Origin of the sequence: Delftia sp. Cs1-4, from assembly GCF_000214395.1 — a bacterium.
In the GTDB taxonomy this organism is placed as follows: domain Bacteria; phylum Pseudomonadota; class Gammaproteobacteria; order Burkholderiales; family Burkholderiaceae_C; genus Comamonas; species Comamonas acidovorans.
Genome location: NC_015563.1, coordinates 1,148,871 through 1,162,622, shown reverse-complemented (window position 1 = coordinate 1,162,622; position 13,752 = coordinate 1,148,871). Strand labels below are relative to the sequence as shown.

General features: G+C 64.8%; 11 protein-coding genes. 6 read left to right on the top strand and 5 right to left on the bottom strand.

What is annotated here, in order from left to right; all coding sequences use genetic code 11:
* Positions 1-3: 3 nt before the first annotated feature.
* Positions 4-897: a sugar ABC transporter permease gene (locus tag DELCS14_RS05095; RefSeq protein ID WP_013800748.1), complete on the bottom strand. Its 894-nt coding sequence runs from the start codon at positions 895-897 to the stop codon at positions 4-6.
* Positions 894-2,204 carry a sugar ABC transporter substrate-binding protein gene (locus DELCS14_RS05090; protein ID WP_013800747.1) on the bottom strand — a complete coding sequence of 437 codons (1,311 nt, stop codon included), beginning with the start codon at positions 2,202-2,204 and terminating at the stop codon, positions 894-896. Before DELCS14_RS05090 ends, DELCS14_RS05095 begins: the two co-directional genes overlap by 4 nt.
* Positions 2,205-2,444: 240 nt before the next feature.
* Here DELCS14_RS05090 and DELCS14_RS05085 point away from each other — a divergent pair, with 240 nt between their 5' ends.
* Positions 2,445-3,347: an SMP-30/gluconolactonase/LRE family protein gene (locus DELCS14_RS05085; protein ID WP_013800746.1), complete on the top strand. Its 903-nt coding sequence runs from the start codon at positions 2,445-2,447 to the stop codon at positions 3,345-3,347.
* A 35-nt stretch (positions 3,348-3,382) separates the two neighbouring features.
* Here the strand turns inward: DELCS14_RS05085 and pgi are convergent, their stop codons facing one another.
* A complete protein-coding gene (pgi, locus tag DELCS14_RS05080; protein ID WP_013800745.1) occupies positions 3,383-4,945 on the bottom strand; it encodes a glucose-6-phosphate isomerase in 1,563 nt (520 codons plus the stop codon).
* A 140-nt stretch (positions 4,946-5,085) separates the two neighbouring features.
* Here pgi and zwf point away from each other — a divergent pair, with 140 nt between their 5' ends.
* The 3 genes from zwf (at position 5,086) to DELCS14_RS05065 (ending at position 8,463) form a co-directional block, all read left to right on the top strand.
* Entirely contained in the window at positions 5,086-6,540 is a 1,455-nt protein-coding gene (zwf, locus tag DELCS14_RS05075) for a glucose-6-phosphate dehydrogenase (protein WP_012207397.1), read from the top strand.
* Between the two features lie 213 nt (positions 6,541-6,753).
* Positions 6,754-7,506 carry a ribosome biogenesis GTP-binding protein YihA/YsxC gene (gene yihA, locus DELCS14_RS05070; RefSeq protein WP_013800744.1) on the top strand — a complete coding sequence of 251 codons (753 nt, stop codon included), beginning with the start codon at positions 6,754-6,756 and terminating at the stop codon, positions 7,504-7,506.
* A gap of 45 nt (positions 7,507-7,551) precedes the next feature.
* Positions 7,552-8,463 carry an alpha/beta fold hydrolase gene (locus tag DELCS14_RS05065; protein WP_013800743.1) on the top strand — a complete coding sequence of 304 codons (912 nt, stop codon included), beginning with the start codon at positions 7,552-7,554 and terminating at the stop codon, positions 8,461-8,463.
* On the opposite strand, the gene DELCS14_RS05060 is transcribed toward DELCS14_RS05065, so the two are convergent.
* Together DELCS14_RS05060 and DELCS14_RS05055 are read right to left on the bottom strand one after the other, a co-directional pair.
* Complete coding sequence (locus DELCS14_RS05060) at positions 8,457-9,323, bottom strand: lipid A biosynthesis acyltransferase (RefSeq protein WP_013800742.1); 867 nt, start codon at positions 9,321-9,323, stop codon at positions 8,457-8,459. The two genes, DELCS14_RS05065 and DELCS14_RS05060, sit on opposite strands and share 7 nt — an antisense overlap.
* Positions 9,320-10,171, bottom strand: coding sequence for a lysophospholipid acyltransferase family protein (locus DELCS14_RS05055; RefSeq protein ID WP_013800741.1), 852 nt, complete (start codon positions 10,169-10,171; stop codon positions 9,320-9,322). The genes DELCS14_RS05060 and DELCS14_RS05055 overlap by 4 nt, the downstream gene beginning before the upstream one ends.
* Before the next feature lie 136 nt (positions 10,172-10,307).
* Here DELCS14_RS05055 and metK point away from each other — a divergent pair, with 136 nt between their 5' ends.
* Complete coding sequence (metK, locus tag DELCS14_RS05050) at positions 10,308-11,489, top strand: methionine adenosyltransferase (RefSeq protein ID WP_012207402.1); 1,182 nt, start codon at positions 10,308-10,310, stop codon at positions 11,487-11,489.
* Between the two features lie 248 nt (positions 11,490-11,737).
* Complete coding sequence (locus DELCS14_RS05045) at positions 11,738-13,747, top strand: tetratricopeptide repeat protein (protein ID WP_013800740.1); 2,010 nt, start codon at positions 11,738-11,740, stop codon at positions 13,745-13,747.
* Positions 13,748-13,752 lie beyond the last annotated feature (5 nt).

The window sequence follows — 13,752 nt, the reverse complement described above, 5'->3', positions numbered from 1 at the left end:
CCCTCAGTCCAGGCTCTTGCCCACGATGCGGATCAGGAAGAGGGAGACGATGTTGGCCAGCACCACGGCAAACAGTGCACCGGCCGAGGCCACGCCCACGTCGAAGTTCATCAGCGACTGCTTGTAGATCAGGTAGGTCAGGTTGGTGCTCTCGTTGCCGGGCCCGCCCGCCGTGGTGATGGCGATCTCGGCGAACACGCTGAGCAGGAAGATCATCTCGATCATCACTACCACCGCCATGGGCCGCGCCAGATGGGGCAGCGTGAGGTAGTAAAAGCGCTGCAGGGCGTTGGCGCCATCCATGCGCGCCGCCTCCATCTGCTCGCGGTCCAGCGACTGCAGCGAGGTGATGAAGATCAGGCAGGCGAAGGGCAGCCATTGCCAGGACACCATGACGATGACGGACAGCAGCGGCATCTCGGTGAGCCAGTCCACGGGCTGCAGTCCGACGGCCCTCCACAGGCTGGCCAGCACGCCATAGATCGGGTTCATCATCATGTGTTTCCACAGCAGCGCATTGACCGTGGGCATCACGAAGAACGGCGAGATCAGCAGCACCCGCACGATGCCGCGCCCCGGAAATGGCTCGTTGATCAGCAAAGCGATCAGCACGCCCAGCACCAGGGTGATCAGCACCACGCTGGCCAGGAAGTTCAGCGTGTTCCACACGGCGGGCAGGAAGTCCGGATCGGTGATGAAGAAGGCGTAGTTGTCCCAGCCGGCGAAACGGTGCTCGCCGGGCTGCATGAGGTTGTAGTTGACGAGCGAGAAATAAATCGTCATCAACAAGGGCACGAGCATCCAGCACAGCAGCACGGCCACGGCGGGCGCCATCAGGGCGCGGGGCAGCAGGCGCCTGGCGGATGCCGCCCTGTCGGGAGTCCTATCGGCCCTCATTTGTAGTAGCCGCTTTTCCTCATCTCGCGTTCGGCCAGCGTCTGCGAGGTACTGAGCGCCTGCTCCACCGTGACCTTGCCCGACAGCGCGGCGCTCATCTGCTGGCCCACGGCAATGCCAATGGCCTGGAACTCTGGAATCGCGACGTACTGCACGCCGGCATAGGGCGACTTGGGCTCGGTCGCATCGGTCAGGCTCACGCTGTCGATGGCCCGCTTCTCGGCTGCGGCAAAGCCTGCCACCTTCTGGAACTCGGCATTGGCATAGGTGGACTGGCGCGTTCCTGTGGGCACGGCACGCCAGCCGTGCTCCTGCGCGACCAACTGCACATACTCCCTGGAAGTGGCCCACTTCACGAAGACCTGGGCCGCATCGGCCTTCTTCGAGCTGGAGGGAATGGCCAGGTTCCAGGTCCACAGCCAGGTCGATCCCTTGGGCGTGCTGGCGATGGGTGCAGCCGCATAGGCCACCTTGTCGGCCACCTTGGATTGCTTGGGGTCGCTCACGAAGGAGGCGGCGATGCTCGCATCCACCCAGGCGCCGCACTTGCCCTCGTTGAACAGGGCCAGGTTCTCATTGAAGCTGTTGGCCGAGGCGCCCGGGGGGCCATAGGCCTTCATCAGGTCCACATAGAAACCCACGGCCTTCTTCCAGGCGGGTGTGTCGATCTGCGGCTTCCACTGCATGTCGAACCATTGGCCGCCGAAGGTATTGGCCATGGTGGTGATCAGGGCCATGTTGTCCCCCCAGCCCGGCTTGCCGCGCAGGCAGATCCCGTAGACCCCGGCCTTGGGATCGTGGACCTTGGAGGCGAACTCCCGGACCTGCTCCCAGGTGGGCTTGTCGGGCATCTGAAAACCCGCCTTGTCGGCCAGGTCCTTGCGGTACATGAGCATGGAGCCTTCGCCATAGAAGGGCGAGGCATAGAGCTTGCCTTCGTAGGACAGGCCTTCGCGGATGGTGGGCAGCAGATCGGCCGCGTCATAGGCGGCATCGGTGGCAATGGGCTGCAGCCAGCCCTTCTTCGACCAGATCGGCACCTCGTAGATGCCCACGGTCATCACATCGAACTGGCCGCCCTTGGTGGCGATGTCGGTGGTCACGCGCTGGCGCAGCACGCCTTCTTCCAGCGTCACCCATTTGAGCGTGATGTCGGGGTGGGCCTTCTCGAACCGGGGGGTGAGCTTTTGCATCTCGATCATGTGGCCGTTGTTCACGGCGGCGATCACGAGTTCGGTGCCGGCGAGTGCGCCCACTGCGGCAGTGGCCATGGCCCATGTGAGGCTGGCCTTGAGCAAGCTGTGCATTTTTGTCTCCTTGTTCCCTGGTCTTCGAGTGCTGGATCACCGCGCCTCCCATCCCGGCTGCGGATGAGGCATTGTGGCGACGGCCTCGTGCCTGGACTGGTACGACAGATGCGCCTTTCGATACTTTTATGCGCAGCCAAGCCGGTGATATCCCTTAGCCGATGCATCAAACCATTTGCCGCTGCTGCGGTGCGTCCCGACCTCCTAGAATTCCGTTCATCCCCATCTCCGAGGCAGACCATGGCCGTGCAGCGCATCCCTGTTCCACCGAGTGCACTCGGCGAGTCCCCCTTCTGGCACCCGCAGGAACACCGGCTCTACTGGTGCGATATCCAGGACAGGCACATCCATTCCTGGGAGCCCGCCACAGGCCTGCACCGCAGCTGGGCCACGCCCAGCGAACCGGGCTGCTGCGCTCCCACGGACCGGGGCCGCATCGTGCTGGGGCTGCGCGATGGCTTCGGCCTGCTGGACACCGCCACGGGACACACCGAAATGATCGCCCGTCTGGACCATGATCCGCAGCAGCTGCGGCTCAACGACGGGCGCTGCGACCGCGCCGGGCGGCTGTGGGCGGGGTCACTGTTCTCGCCCAAGACGGCGCCCGATGCCGCGCTGTGGTGCCTGCGTGCGGACGGCGCCGGAGGCTACGCCGTTCAGCGCATGGCAGGCGACTGCACCACGGCCAACGGACTGGCCTTCAGCCCCGATGACGACTGGATGTACTGGGCAGACACGCCAGCCCACCGCATAGACCGCTTTGCCTTCGACCTGGACTCCGGCACGCTGGGCACGCGCTCTCTGTGGAAGGCCTTCGCCCCCAAGGCCGAGGGCAGGCTCTATGGCGGCCGCCCCGACGGCGCCAGCGTCGACGTCCGGGGCAACTACTGGGTGGCCATGTATGAAGGCGGCTGCGTGCTGCAACTGAGCCCCGAGGGCGATGTGCTGCAGCGCCTGGACACGCCCGTGCGCTGCCCCACCATGGTCTGCTTTGGGGGGGAGGACCTGCGCACGCTGTACATCACCTCGGCCGGACACGGCCGGCCCGATCCGGAGCGATCGGCGCAGGTGCCTGCCGGTGCGCTGATGGAGTGCCGTGTCGATGTGCCGGGCCTGCCGGTGAACAGCTTCCGCGAAGCCTGAGCGTGCTCAGCCCCGGCAACGTGTTGCCAGGGGCGTCAGGCCCGCATGCGCTGCAGCAGTCCTGCGGTCGATGCATCGAGCTCCGCCACATCCCCGCTGGCCAAGCGCTGCTGCAGGTCGCGCGCCAGCAGCTTGCCCAGCTCCACCCCCCACTGGTCGAAGCTGTTGAGGCCCCACAGCGCGCCCGCCACGAACACGCGGTGCTCCTGCAAGGCGATCAGCGCACCCAGCGCCGCCGGCGTGAGCGCATCCAGCAGTACGAAGGTACTGGGCCGGTTGCCCGGGAAGTGGCGATGGCCATCATCGCAGGAACGCCCCTGCATCAAGGCCTGGGCCTGGGCCAGGGCGTTGGCCAGCAGTTGCTCATGGTGGCCCTGCAGGCCGTGCGACGGCCGCTGCACGGCGATGATCTCCAGCGGCACGATGTCCGTCCCCTGGTGCAGCATCTGGAAGAAGGCATGCTGCCCATCCGTACCAGGCTCGCCCCAGAGCACGGGGGCTGAGCCCAGCGCCAGCGGCCGGCCCTGGCGGTCCACGCGCTTGCCATTGCTCTCCATCTCCAGTTGCTGCAGATAGGCCGGCAGGCGCCGCAGGCCTGCGTGGTAGGGCGCAATGCAGCGGCTGGCAAAGCCCAGCAAATTGCGGTTCCAGACATCGAGCAGGCCCAGACGCACGGGCAGGTTGGCCTGCAGCGGTGCCGTGCGGAAATGGTGGTCCATGGCATGCGCGCCGGCTAGCAGGTCGCGGAATGCCGCTGCTCCCACGGCAAGGGCCACGGGCAGCCCGATCGCCGACCACAGCGAATAGCGCCCGCCCACCCAGTCCCAGAAGCCGAAAGTGGTGGTGATGCCCATCTGCGCAGCCGCCGAGGCATTGGTGGTCAGCGCCACGAAATGCCGCGCCACATCTTCACCGCCCTGCGCATGGAACCATTGCAGTGCGCTGCGCGCATTGGTCAGCGTCTCCTGCGTGTTGAAGACCTTGGAGGCCACGATGAACAGCGTGCTGCGCGGCTGCAGCCCATCGAGCACCGATTGCAGCTCATGCCCATCCACGTTGGAGACGAAGTGCATGCGCCGCCGTGCGTCGCACATCCCCTGCAGCGCCTGCACGGCCATCTGCGGCCCCAGGCCTGATCCGCCGATGCCCATGCACACCACATCGGTGATGCCGGCATCGGCCGTCACGCGCTCGGCATAGGCCAGCATGGCATCCAGCGTTTCGTGCACCTGGGCCAGGGCCCATGCCAGGCCCGGCGGCGACTCGCCGCGCGGGCAGCGCAGCAGCGCGTGCAGCACGGCGCGGCCCTCGCTGCCGTTGACGTGCTCTCCGGCGAACATGGCATCGCGCTGCTGCTCCACTGCGCACTCGCGCGCCAGACGCAACAGCAGCGCCTCGGCTGGTGCATCCCAGAGGTTCTTGGACAGGTCTGCAAAACAGTGTGGCGCCTCCTGGCTGAAGTGCGCGAACCGGCCGGGATCATCGGCAAAGGCGTGGCGCAGATCGAAGCCCTTGCGCAGGGCCAAGGCATGGTGGTGCAGCGCAGGCCAGACAGTGGCATGGTCGCAGCGCGGGGGCTGGGGAATGACGGACAGCATGGGATGAAAGTAATCTGATTACCAAATCGACAACACATCTCTGGAACAAAACCTCAACACCTTCCTATAATTTATCCGATTCTTCAAAATTTTGGTAACCAAGTTACCAAAAAATAGACACATCAACTTGTGGAGACAGCATGGGTTTCGATCTGGTTTTGTTCGGTGGCACGGGTGATCTCGCATGGCGCAAGCTCATGCCCGCGCTGTTCCAGGCGTTCCGCCACGGCACCCTCCCCGAGGGGGGACGCATCCTGTGCGTGGGTCGCGATGATCTGAGTGACGACCAGTACCGCGCGCTCATCCAGGGCCGCTTCGAAAAGGTGGAACTGTCCAAGCGCCCCAGTCCGGAGGAGTTCTCGCGTTTCGCGGCCCTGCTGCACTACCTGCGCATGGACCTGTCGCAACCCGCCGACTACGAGCGCCTGGCCACGGCGCTGAACACGCGCGGCGCCGAGACGGTGGTGATGTACCTGGCCACTGCACCCAGCCTGTTCACCACGGTCTGCGAGCAGATTGCCGCCGTGGGCCTGAATGGCCCGCAGACGCGCGTGGTGCTGGAAAAGCCACTGGGCCACGACCTGGCCTCCAACCAGGCCATCAACGCCACGCTGCGCAAGGTCCTGCGCGAAGAGCAGGTGTTTCGCATAGACCACTACCTGGGCAAGCCCTCGGTCCAGAACCTGCTGGCCCTGCGCTTCGGCAACGCCCTGTTCGAGCCGCTGTGGCGGCGCGAGACCATTGCCAACATCCAGATCACCATTGCCGAGGAACTGGGCGTGGAAAGCCGTGGCGCCTTCTACGACCAGACCGGCGCGCTGCGCGACATGGTGCAAAACCATGCCCTGCAACTGCTGTGCGCCATCGGCATGGAGCCGCCGATCAACGCCTCGGCCCACGCCATCCGCGACGAAAAGCTCAAGGTGCTGCAGTCGCTCAAGCCCTGGACGCCGGAAACCCTGAGCCAGCACGTGGTGCGCGGCCAGTACCTGGCCGGCGCCAGCCAGGGCCAGCCCGTGCCCGCCTACCAGCAAGAGAAAGGCGTGGCGGCCGGCAGCCAGACCGAGACCTTCGTCGCCCTGCGCACCGAGATCTGCAACTGGCGCTGGGCCGGCGTGCCCTTCTACATCCGCACCGGCAAGCGGCTGGCAGGAAGGGATGCGCGCATCGTCGTGAACTTCCGGCCCGTGCCCCATCCCATCTTCCGCTCGCCCCTGTCCGAAGCCAACCGTCTGGTCATCAACCTGCAGCCCAAGGACGGCCTGGAGCTGCACCTGCTGGCCCAGGGCGCCACCCAGCAGCAGGCCGAGCCTTCGCTGGCCCCTGTGCACCTGAACCTGGACTTCGACCAGCGCTTCGGCGCCAAGCGCGTGGGCGCCTACGAACGCCTGCTGCTGGACGTGATCGCCGGGCGGCTGAATCTGTTCGTGCGCAGCGACGAGCAGGAACAGGCCTGGCGCTGGGTGGAACCCATACTGCAGCACTGGCGCAACGATCTCTCGGGGCCGCGCGGCTATGCGGCTGGCAGTTGGGGGCCCAGCGCGGCCAGCGCCATGATTGCGCGGGATGGGTTTTGTTGGAGCGAGGAGGTTTGAGGCTCCCCCTGAGGCGCTGCGCGCCTTCCCCCTCTCTCGCTACGCGGGAGGGGGACGACAGCATCGCTGCGGGGCAGCCCTTGCTCGCTGTCCCTGGCGCTGGGGCGCGCCGGTTTCAGGCGACGCGCTCGGCCTGCAACGCAGCCTATAGCCCGCGGGGGGCGCTGGATCATGGGGGAACCTACAATGAGGCCCCGAGAGACTGACCACACCATGAATCCTGCTGCGCCGGCTGCCGATGCCGCCCCCACTTCCTCCCTGATCGATCCCAAGCTCGCCATGGGATGGATGCACACGACGCGCTTTTTGACGACGGCTGCGCAACTGCACCATCTTCCCAAGGTCGATGTGCCCGAGATCGCGTTCGTGGGCCGCTCCAATGCCGGCAAGTCCACCTGCATCAACACGCTGACGCAGCAAAAGCAGCTGGCCTTCGCCTCGAAGAAGCCCGGCCGCACGCAGCACATCAACCTGTTCTCCCTGGGCAAACAGGGCGTGACCGACGCCGTGCTGGCCGATCTGCCCGGCTACGGCTACGCCGCCGTGTCGCGCACGGACAAGCAGCGCTGGCAGCGCGTGATGCTGAACTATCTGGTCAGCCGCGAGAGCCTGACGGGCATCGTGCTGCTGTGCGATCCGCGACTGGGCCTGACCGAACTCGACGAAGCCTTGCTCGATGCCCTGCGCCCGCGCGTGCAGGAGGGCCTGAAGTTCCTCGTGCTGCTGACCAAGGCCGACAAGCTCACGCGCGCCGAGCAGGCCAAGGTGCTGTCCATCACGCGGCTCAATGCCGGCGGTGGCGAGGTGCGCATGTTCTCCGCGCTGAAGAAGCAGGGTGTGGACGAGGTGGCCCAGTTGCTGTGGCACTGGAGCCATCCCGAAGGGCTGGCCCAGCCGGCAGCCGCTGCACCGCAGGCGGACGTCGCAGCCGCGACGCCCGGCGAGAGCGACAGCCCCCAAGATTAGCGCCCGGAGGCGCTCGTGCAGCCAGCGCCCCGCAAGGAGCGCAACATGGTGACCACCTGCATTCGTGAGCTGCCTCACGGCATCCATCTGCACTGCCGCGTCAGCGGCGAACCCGGCCGGCCGTTGCTGCTGTTTCTGCACGGCTTTCCCGAGGGCAGCTTCATCTGGGAAGGCATGCTGGAGCAGTTCGGCACGCAATGGCGTTGCGTCGCCCCCGATCTGCGGGGCTTTGGCCGTTCCAGCCAGCCGGCTGGCGTGGAGCAGTACAAGGCCAAGCACCTGCTGCAGGATCTGGCAGCGCTGATCGCCATCGAAAGCCCTGGCGCACCCGCAGCCTGCGTGATCGCCCACGACTGGGGCGGTGCCCTGGCCTGGGGTCTGGCCAATCGCCATCCTGGGCTGATGCAGCGGCTGATGATCCTCAACGCCCCGCATCCAGGCGCCTTTCTGCGCGAGTTGCTGGACAACCCCGTGCAGCAGGCCGCAAGCCAGTACATGCATTTCCTGCGTCGCCCCGACGCGCCCGCCCTGCTGGCCGACAACGGCTGGCAGCGCATGCTGGGATTTTTCCGCACACCGCAGGGCGAGTTGCCCGGATGGCTCACGCCGCAGTTGCAGCAGCGCTACCGCGAGCACTGGGACCTGGGCGTGCAAGGCTCCTGCCACTACTACGGCGCCAGTCCCCTGGTGCCGCCCCGGCCCGAAGATCCGGACTCAGCCGACGCACTGCGCAACCTGAGGCTGCCGCCCGAGATGCTGGACATCGGCGTGCCCACGCATGTGCTCTGGGGCGACAGCGACCCGGCACTGCAGCCTGCCTTGGTCGAAGGCCTGCAGCCGTGGGTGCCGCGCCTGACGGTGCAGCACCTGGCAGGCACTTCGCACTGGGTCGTGCACGAGCAGCCCGATGCGGTGCGGCAAGCGCTGGAGCAGTTCCTGTCCCGCCCCGTTCAGTAGACCGAAGGCTCGCCCTCGGGCCGGGTCTTGAAGCGCCTGTGCACCCAGTAGTACTGGTCGGGCATGGTGCGAATCGCCGCTTCCAGCTCGCGGTTCATGCGTGCCGTATCGGCCTCGGCATCGTCGGTGGGAAAGTCCGTCCATGCCGGCGTGATCTCGGCCACGTAGCCCGTGGGCGTCATGCGCGTATACATGCCCAGCACCTTGGCCCGGCCCAGACGTGCAAAGCGCGACAGCGAGGGGATGGTGGCCGCGTTCACGCCGAAGAAGGGCACGAAGACCGAGTCGTTGCGGCCGAAGTCCATGTCGGGCAGCAGATACAGCAGCCCGCCCTTGCGCAGGCTGGAGATGATGGGCTTGACCCCGTCGGCGCGGTTGAGCATGCGCACGTCACCAAAGCGCTGGCGCCCCGACATGAACCACTCATCGACCGCAGGGTCCGGATGGGTGGAAAAAATCGAGGTGAAAGGCCGCGTGGTGTGCAGAGGCAGCGCCAGGCCACCCGCGTCCATGCTGTAGAAATGCGGCGCGAACAGGATGGTGGGCGTATCGCCATCGAGTTCATGCACGGCGCCCTGCAGCTTCACGCGCTCGGCCACCACCTCCCGCGGCGCGGCCCACAGCCAGCTGCGGTCCAGCCAGGTCTGGCAAAAGACGATGAAGTTGCTGCGCGCCAGGTCCACGCGCTGCGCCTCGGTCAGCTCGGGAAAGCACAGTTCCAGATTGCGCAGCGCCACCTTGCGGCGCGGCGCCGCCAGCACGAACAGCACACGCCCCAGAAACGCACCCAGCCCCCGCAGCCACGGCAGCGGCATCCAAGCCAGCGACCGCATCAGCCACACGCCGATACGCCCGCTCATGCATGCACCTCGTTGGCAGGTGCTTCACGGCGCGGCTGCTTGTAGCGCGCATAGCCCCACAGGTACTGCTGCGGGCATTGGCGGATGGTGTGTTCCATCGCCTCGTTGATCTGCTGCACCGCAGCTTCCAGATTCTCGGACAAGGGCACGGGCAACTCCTCAAGATACAGCGCATAGCCCCGCCCCCAGGACAAGCGCTCACAACGGGCCACGATCACCGCGGCCCCCGTCTGCAACGCCAGGCGCGCCGCCAGCGTCATCGTATAGGCATCACGGCCGAAGAACGGCGACCAGACGCCCTGCCCCTCGGGCGGAACCTGGTCTGGCAGCAGCCCCACAGCCGCGCCCTTGCGCAGCGCTTTGATCATCTGGCGCACGCCGGCCAGCGTGGTCGGCACGGCCTGCACGCCGGGGCGGTTGCGCGCCGTCTCCATGACGCGGGCCAGCCAGGGCTGGCGCGCGGGGCGGTAGAGAATGGTGATCTCGCCGTGCTCGGCCGACCATTGCCGCGCTGCATGCTGCACTGACAGCTCGAAGCAGCCCAGGTGCGGCGTCAGAAAGATGATGCCGCGCCCGGCAGCGTAGGCCCGGCGCACGCATTCCTCGTTGTGCATCTCGCAGTTCGGCTGCCTGCCCATCCACATGCGCGGCAGCTCCGCCACCATGCGCCCCGCGTGTCCCACGGCCGGCGCCACGGCGCCCAGGCCGTAGCCGGCCTGCCGGGCGTTGGCCAGAAAGCGGCGCCGGTACGTGGCCGAAGCGGCGAACGCCACCCAGCCCATGAGCGCGCCAAGGGGGTGCAATAGCCACAAAGGCAGTGCAGCAAACAGTCGGAACAGGGATGGCATTAAAATGATGGGTGTCGCTGAGTTAACTGAGCAACTTGCAGAGCGACGTTAAACAATTTCTGCTAAAGCGTTCGCCAGAGCTCCTGCAGCTTGGGCAGCGCCCAGCAAAAAAGCTGCAACCAAGGAGTTTATTCATATGGCGAACGACTTTCTTTTCACCTCGGAATCCGTCTCTGAAGGCCATCCGGACAAGGTGGCTGACCAGATCTCTGACGCGATCCTGGACGCCATTTTCGCCCAAGACCCGTACAGCCGCGTTGCGGCCGAGACGCTGACCAACACGGGCCTGGTGGTTTTGGCAGGTGAGATCACCACCGGCGCAAACGTCGACTACATCCAGGTCGCACGCGACACCATCAAGCGCATCGGCTACGACAACACCGACTACGGCATCGACTACAAGGGCTGCGCCGTGCTCGTGGCCTACGACAAGCAAAGCCAGGACATCGCCCAGGGCGTGGACAAGGCCAGCGATGACGAGCTCAACACCGGCGCCGGCGACCAGGGCCTGATGTTCGGCTACGCCTGCGACGAGACGCCCGAGCTGATGCCCGCGCCCATCTACTATGCGCACCGCCTTGTCGAGCGCCAGGCACAGCTGCGCAAGGACGGCCGCCTGCCCTTCCTGCGCCCCGATGCCAAGAGCCAGGTGACCATGCGCTACGTGGACGGCAAGCCCCACAGCATCGACACCGTGGTGCTGTCCACCCAGCACAGCCCCGACCAGTCGGAAACCGCCACCAAGATGAAGGCCAGCTTCACCGAAGCCATCATCGAGGAAATCATCAAGCCCGTGCTGCCCTCCGAGTGGCTGCAGGACACCAAGTACCTGATCAACCCCACGGGCCGCTTCGTTGTCGGCGGCCCCCAGGGTGACTGCGGCTTGACCGGCCGCAAGATCATCGTCGACACCTACGGCGGTGCCTGCCCCCATGGCGGCGGCGCCTTCAGCGGCAAGGACCCGACCAAGGTGGACCGCAGCGCCGCCTACGCCGCGCGCTACGTGGCCAAGAACATCGTGGCCGCCGGCCTGGCACGCCAGTGCCAGATCCAGGTGGCCTACGCCATCGGCGTGGCACGCCCGATGAACATCACGGTCTACACCGAAGGCACGGGCGTCATCCCCGACGCCGAGATCGCCAAGCTGGTGGCCGCGCATTTCGACCTGCGCCCCAAGGGCATCATCCAGATGCTGGACCTGCTGCGCCCCATCTACAGCAAGACCGCCGCCTACGGCCACTTCGGCCGTGAAGAGCCCGAATTCACCTGGGAGCGGACGGACAAGGCAGCCGTGCTGCGCGCTGCAGCCGGCCTGTAAGCAAAATGCCAGGGGCGCTCGTGCGCCCATCTAACGGATGGCCTTTGGCCCCATGTTGCGCTGTGCCGCACATGGGGCTTTTTTCATCGCAGGCCTTCTCGCAATACTCGCACCAAACTGGCGCAACAGGCAAAGTAATCGGGTTTAACGGCCGATAAACTGACTGCACCTTTCCACAAGAGAGGCAATCTGCAAGGCAACCTCAAGCTCTGCCACATCCAAGACAAGACAAGACAAGGCAAAAGGCGATGGCTGCCTCCTACAAAGCGATTTACTGCTTCAGTGCCCTTCTTGCGCTGGCCATATTGGGGGTTTATCTGCCCGGCCTGAACAACGGGCTGCTGTTTGACGATATGCGTCTGGCGGATGCAACCATTTTCGGCAACTACGGCAGCCTGCTGGACTTCAAACAGCGCACGCTGTCGTATGGCAGCTTCGTCTGGATCGAACAGCTCTTTGGAGCCGGCTGGTGGAAGCAGCGCGTCTTCAATATCGCCTTGCATCTCGCGACCGTGGCAGCTTTGTATGCACTGTTCAAGGCCCTGCTGACGCAGACGCGCTTTCCGCAGGACATCGAGGAGCAGCCCCATTTCCTCGCGTCGCGCGATGCAGCCCTGCAGTTGGGCCTGATCCTTTTTGCACTGAATCCTGTCGCGGTCTACGCCGTTGGATACTTGGTGCAGCGCTCCATCGTCATGGCAACGCTGTTCGCGGTACTGGCATGCTGGACCTTTGTGCGTGGGCTTCAGAGCGGGCGCGCTCTCTGGCATGCCACGGCATTGATCTGCTATGTGCTTGCCGTACTGTCCAAGGAGCATGCGTTTCTGACAGTCGCCATGGTGGTGCCGCTTTACATTTTTGTCAGGCGCCCCGGCATGAAGGCGGCCATGGTCATTGTGGGAATGGCCTTGCTGCTGCTGGCCATTGCCTCGGCTGCAGTCTTTCATTTCTTCGGTAGTCTGGTGGGCCAGATTTTCGATGAGCAATCCCAAGGCTATGCAAGGCAGTTGGAAGCCCTTCGGCCCGGAATCATCTCTCAGATCTATCCCCTGAGCATCCTCAATGAAGCCGCCCTGTTTTTTGCCTATGGATTTCTGTGGATCTTTCCATATGTGGGCTGGATGTCCATCGACCTGAGACCGGCATTTCCCCTGGGCTTTGGATCGATATGGCACCTTGCCGGAGCCATGGGCTATCTCACCATGCTGGGCTGCGCCATCTGGGCATTGATCAAGCGCCCAGGCATCATCGGTCTCGTCGCCCTCTGCATTCTGTTTCCCCTTCTCTGGTATGCCACTGAATTCGCCACAGTCTGGCTGCAGGATCCCTTCGTGCTGTACCGCAGCTACCTGTGGGCGGTGGCCATTCCGGGGCTCGTGGCCATTGTGCTGACAGGGGTCAAACCACGCACCATCTACATCGCAGGCATCGTCATCGGGCTGGTGTACGGAGCCCTGGCTCTCGAGCGCGTGCTCTCTCTTCAGGATGTAGGCACATCCTGGGCCGATGCTGTCGAAAAAATCGACAAAAAAGCCCCCGCCAATGCCGTGGGACGCGGCCGTGCCTTTCTGAACGTCGGAACGGCACATGCAGACAAGGGCATGCTCGACCAGGCGCTGCAGGACTTCGCCACGGCCAACGCCCTTGGAGACTTGGGAGGCAATGCACTGTTCAATATGGGTGCCGTTCTGTCCCAGCAAAAGAAATTTGCCGAGGCGATGAATGCCTTCTGGGCGGCAGAGGCCAAGGGTTTCAAGGGCCAGGCCCTGAATTACCAGAAAGCCGAAGCGCTTTTGGCCATGGGCCAGCCTAGTGAAGCGCTCAAGGAATACACCATCGCGCTCTCCGCTCCGGCGGAAGACCCCGAAAACGCCAAGCAGATGGAGCAAACCTTGCGCCTCAAGCGCGCGGAAATTGCCATCGCTGCTCAGCAATATCAAGTGGCTGTTGACGATTTTCAGATTCTGCTGAATGCCTCGCCCGATGTACCACGCCTGATCGTCGGGCTGGGCCTGGCCCTTGTTGGCAAGGGAGAAAGTGTCAGAGCCAAGGAGTTGCTGACACCGTTGGTCGCTCGAAACCCCAGTGCACCCGCGCTGTACGGGCTTGCAATGGCTTACCACGGTCAAGGAAACATGGCGGAAGCGCTGAAGTACCTCGACCAAGCCATTCGTCGGGAGCCTCAGAATCCTCAATACAGGCAAATCCGCAGCCAGCTCAATCCGCAACCAACGGCCAAACCTCAGGCTGCGAAGTAAAAACC

What these genes read in the sequence shown, in the direction of transcription:
- zwf (WP_012207397.1), top strand. Translation starts at nt 5,086, where the DNA reads ATGGGTTTCGATCTGGTTTTGTTCGGTGGCACGGGTGATCTCGCATGG.
- DELCS14_RS05060 (WP_013800742.1), bottom strand. Translation starts at nt 9,323, where the DNA reads ATGAGCGGGCGTATCGGCGTGTGGCTGATGCGGTCGCTGGCTTGGATG.
- yihA (WP_013800744.1), top strand. Translation starts at nt 6,754, where the DNA reads ATGAATCCTGCTGCGCCGGCTGCCGATGCCGCCCCCACTTCCTCCCTG.
- metK (WP_012207402.1), top strand. Translation starts at nt 10,308, where the DNA reads ATGGCGAACGACTTTCTTTTCACCTCGGAATCCGTCTCTGAAGGCCAT.
- DELCS14_RS05090 (WP_013800747.1), bottom strand. Translation starts at nt 2,204, where the DNA reads ATGCACAGCTTGCTCAAGGCCAGCCTCACATGGGCCATGGCCACTGCC.
- DELCS14_RS05045 (WP_013800740.1), top strand. Translation starts at nt 11,738, where the DNA reads ATGGCTGCCTCCTACAAAGCGATTTACTGCTTCAGTGCCCTTCTTGCG.
- DELCS14_RS05055 (WP_013800741.1), bottom strand. Translation starts at nt 10,171, where the DNA reads ATGCCATCCCTGTTCCGACTGTTTGCTGCACTGCCTTTGTGGCTATTG.
- DELCS14_RS05085 (WP_013800746.1), top strand. Translation starts at nt 2,445, where the DNA reads ATGGCCGTGCAGCGCATCCCTGTTCCACCGAGTGCACTCGGCGAGTCC.
- DELCS14_RS05065 (WP_013800743.1), top strand. Translation starts at nt 7,552, where the DNA reads ATGGTGACCACCTGCATTCGTGAGCTGCCTCACGGCATCCATCTGCAC.
- DELCS14_RS05095 (WP_013800748.1), bottom strand. Translation starts at nt 897, where the DNA reads ATGAGGGCCGATAGGACTCCCGACAGGGCGGCATCCGCCAGGCGCCTG.
- pgi (WP_013800745.1), bottom strand. Translation starts at nt 4,945, where the DNA reads ATGCTGTCCGTCATTCCCCAGCCCCCGCGCTGCGACCATGCCACTGTC.